Below are 3612 nucleotides of genomic sequence, written 5' to 3'. Positions count from 1 at the left end.
GCTGATCGGCGCCGCGAAGACCATCGTATGGATGTACTCGTTCCAGCTCGGCGTGCTCTGCATTGCCACGGCCTGGGCCATCCGGCGCGGCCTGCGGGTGCGCGGGTTCGTGGCCGCGGTGCTGGCGTGGCTGGCGCTGTGGTCGTGGCCGAGCCTGCCGGCGCCGGGGGCGTGGTTCTACGTGGTATTCGGCAGCCTGATCCTCGTCGCCATCACGTGGGTCTTCCTGTCACCGAAGCAGCAGGGTTCCCACCGTTCCGAGCTGACCTTTCCAGCGGCCCTGACCTTCTTCGCATTCGCCACCTGGGAGGTGTGCGGCCTCGGCAGCACGGGGCGCATGCTCCACCCGGACGAGGCGGCTGCGCCGATTCCCCACAATCTACTGGTGACCCAGAGCAGCAAGCTCATGATCGAGCTCGTGCTGGCGTGGTGGCTGTTGCTGCTGGCCTTGCGGAGGAACGCTATTGGGCTCCCGGCGGCCGGGCGTTGAGCAATGCAGGAACATGAGCGCCGCGCCACCGATCACGGACGTGGCCAGTGCCGATCAGCACCCTTTCCCGCTCAGGGGTAGACGGCAGCCCAGGACAACAACCCCATCACGGCATCGTGGCACTCGGTGCACACGAACCCACGCTCGGTGCCAGATTTCGGATCGAGGTTCTCGTGCACCTTGACGCACGGTGGAAAATTCATTCTCGATGCAATAGATGCGACATCGAAAACCACATCGAAATAGACCCACTCACGACAGTTCATGGACCAAGGCGCGCCGCGATAGGTCTCCTTGATGCCCGCTGCGATGACTTCAGTCTCGAGTTCGTGCAGGTGTCGGCAGGTCATCGATGCTTCTCCGAGTTCGGCGGAACGGATGGCGGGGCCACCGGCGGCGGGAGCGTCTCGTAGAATCTTTCGCCATCGTCGGCCCGCTCCGGTGCGGCGACGTACTTCTTGAAAACGTTCACCGGCGCCGACCCCGTGCTGTCGCGGAACAGCATGAACGAAAAGGCGACGTCGGGCGCAGGGCCGTCGCTGTAGTACTTCAGCGGGAAGACGTATTCGACCCGCTCGCCGGCCGTCACCTGCTTTTGCGGCCGCATCTCTCCGTGGTAGACGCCTCCACCGTAAGGATCCGAGGTGCGTCCGTGGACCCTCGCCGCAAAACGCCCCGAGTGCTCGAACGCGACCACCGCGCCGATCGCCTCGGGCTTGGCCGCATCGGGTACGTACCACCATTTCTCCAGCGTGATGGTATCGAACAGTGTCTCGCGCATCGCCATTCGGGCTTCGTACTTCGCCTTGCTCCGGGCCGAATCGACCTGGGAGACGACGACATACCCCAGCAACAGGAGGCCGACGGAGACTGGCGTCATCGATGCGTGGAGCGCGTAGACCCTGTCGGTATTGAAGAAATACAGCGCGAGGCTCGAAACGGGAATATGCACCGCGACCCACAAGCCGTACACCGATATGAGCAAGCCGCTCAGGTCGATGAGGAAGATGTCCCCCTGCGATCTCAACAGAAAGTGATCGAGCAAGTACACCGGTACGGCCAGCACCGCCAGCACGGCCAATACCATCAGATGGTCCTGCCACATTTCGCCTGGGCCCTCGTGAGGATCTGCGCGGTCATCCGCTGATACAGCTAAGCTACTATCGGCTCTCATAGCAATCCCATTTGGAACAGAGGGGCCGGGTAGCAATGGAAATCTTCCCGCGACTGGCGGCGATGCACCCGCTGGTGATCGCGGCATGGTGTGGTTTGATCGTGGTGAACGTGTTCCTGTTTCATCAGGCCCTGACCTTCTTCGAGCAACAGCGAACGGCTCATCTCTGGCCCCGGCTGGAGGTCCGCGCCGACAGCGTCGATGTGCAGCGTGTGATCAATACCCGGCAGAGCGCGCCGACCGCCCAGCATGGCTATGAAGCAATATTCGACTTCCGCTACGAGGCCGGCGGTTCGGTATACACGCAGCAGACCGTCCGTGCCGTGGGGAGTCGCGAAGAGGCCGAGCGGCTGAAGGAGAACGAGACGCTCTCCTTCTACTACGACCCGGCCAACCCCAGTGACGTGCGGGAGGCACCGCCGGGCAAGTTGCCCCTGGTCGTGACCCTCATCGGGATGCTCGCGATCAACGGCATCGGCATTGGGCTGATTGCCAATCTCGGCGCATTCTTCGGCGGCAAGTGAGGGCGTAGTGGAACTCCTCGGCAACATCAAGCCCGCGTTCTGGTTCCATCTGATTGGCGGTGTCTTCGTCCTGATCGGGCTCATTTTCGTTTGGGTCTCCGTGGGTGCCGTGCGCGAGGACTTCGACAGCCGGCGATGGCCGCAGACCGTCGCGACGCTGCAGGACGTCGAAGTCGTCCGGCGCGTGCGCGAGTTGAACGAAGACAAGCACTACGCGCAGCGCGTTTCCTATTTCGCCGACCTGACCTACGGCTACCGCGTGGCGGACCGGGAGTTCACCGCGCGAACGACTCACCGGGCCGAGAACCGCGAGGACGCCCTGCGGATCGCGGCCGGCCACCAAGCGGGCGAGGCGCTGCCCGTGTACTACAACCCCGCGCAACCAGAGCGCTACCGGTTCGAGCTGTCATCGCCTTTCGCAGGATTGGTCTGGCTGCTTCCTTTCGCCGCGTTCGCGGGAATCGGCTCGGCTCTCATCGCCGTCGGCCGCAAGTTCTTCATGGAGTAGCCGGGCGCTCGTAGGCGCCCTCTCAGCGCCCGAACACCGCCGCGATGGCGCGGCTGCCCCGGCCCAGCGGGTCCTGGCGGATGAGCTTTTCCTCCTCGGCGACCTGCCGGAACAGCGCGTCGAGGCTCTGGGTGAGGGCGTGCTGCTCGAGATCGAGATCGGGCTTGCCGGCGACGGGCACCCGGTTGTAGGCAGCGAGCAGCAGTCGGTACTGCGAGTAGAAGCCGAGCTGCTGCAGATGGCTCTGGATGATGGGCGAGTAGCGTTCGCGCAGGCTCGCCTCGGTCTGCCGGCGGAAGTAATCCGTCGCGGCGGTGTCGTGCCCGCGCACGATGCCGACCGCGTCGCTGATCGTCATCGCCCGCACCGCATCGACGAACACCGCCTTCGCTTCTCCCGCTGCCTGTTCCGCGGCACGATTCATGAGCAGCTCGACCCGGTCGAGCTGCGGGCCGAGACCGAACCGGCGGAGGCTTCCCGCAATCGGCTGAACCGCCTCGGGCAGGCGGATCCGGTACACAGGATGATCGAGATAGCCGCGGTCCTTCGACAGGAGATCGGCGGCACGGATGCTGCCGATCTCCAGCGATTCCTTGATGCCCCGTACCATGGCCGCCTGCCCCGGCGCGTCGCTTCCCGGATACGGAAGCTGAGGCATGTCGGCGCATCCGGCGGCAAGGCCCGCGATCAGGCAGAGCACGATGGTGCGCATCAGCCGGTCTGCCAACGTTCCTGAACGTCGTGAGTTCACTTCGGTCATTCCTGCTGCCTGAGAGCGGTTCAGTGTAACCGCCGGAAGTCCGGATGACCCCGAAGGCTTTCACGATGCGCTTCCCCCACGCAAGGTTGCCGATCACTGCATTCAAGCGTCGGGTTTGATTACACATGGTCTGAGGAGATAGACCTGCGTGTCCGC

General features: G+C 64.1%; 6 protein-coding genes. 3 read left to right on the top strand and 3 right to left on the bottom strand.

The features are described from left to right. On the top strand, window positions 1–490 hold a 490-nt coding region (locus ACESL5_RS09560), incomplete at its 5' end, for a hypothetical protein (protein WP_372592552.1). A gap of 71 nt (window positions 491–561) precedes the next feature. Here the strand turns inward: ACESL5_RS09560 and ACESL5_RS09555 are convergent. Together ACESL5_RS09555 and ACESL5_RS09550 are read right to left on the bottom strand one after the other, a co-directional pair. Then, a complete protein-coding gene (locus ACESL5_RS09555) occupies window positions 562–840 on the bottom strand; it encodes a hypothetical protein (protein WP_372592551.1) in 279 nt (92 codons plus the stop codon). Next, window positions 837–1571 carry a hypothetical protein gene (locus ACESL5_RS09550; protein WP_372592550.1) on the bottom strand — a complete coding sequence of 245 codons (735 nt, stop codon included), beginning with the start codon at window positions 1569–1571 and terminating at the stop codon, window positions 837–839. Before ACESL5_RS09550 ends, ACESL5_RS09555 begins: the two co-directional genes overlap by 4 nt. Window positions 1572–1699: 128 nt before the next feature. On the opposite strand from ACESL5_RS09550, the gene ACESL5_RS09545 reads away from it, so the two are divergent. Next, window positions 1700–2188: a DUF3592 domain-containing protein gene (locus ACESL5_RS09545; RefSeq protein ID WP_372592549.1), complete on the top strand. Its 489-nt coding sequence runs from the start codon at window positions 1700–1702 to the stop codon at window positions 2186–2188. 7 nt (window positions 2189–2195) lie between these two features. Beyond that, a complete protein-coding gene (locus ACESL5_RS09540; protein ID WP_372592548.1) occupies window positions 2196–2696 on the top strand; it encodes a DUF3592 domain-containing protein in 501 nt (166 codons plus the stop codon). A 22-nt stretch (window positions 2697–2718) separates the two neighbouring features. Here the strand turns inward: ACESL5_RS09540 and ACESL5_RS09535 are convergent, their stop codons facing one another. Then, window positions 2719–3456 carry a DUF4197 domain-containing protein gene (locus ACESL5_RS09535; RefSeq protein ID WP_372592547.1) on the bottom strand — a complete coding sequence of 246 codons (738 nt, stop codon included), beginning with the start codon at window positions 3454–3456 and terminating at the stop codon, window positions 2719–2721. Between the last annotated feature and the right edge of the window lie 156 nt (window positions 3457–3612).

The organism is Guyparkeria sp. (genome assembly GCF_041687595.1).
In the GTDB taxonomy this organism is placed as follows: Bacteria; Pseudomonadota; Gammaproteobacteria; order Halothiobacillales; family Halothiobacillaceae; genus Guyparkeria.
The sequence above is the reverse complement of the archived record's forward strand: the minus strand, read 5'-3'. Positions and strand labels throughout refer to the sequence as shown.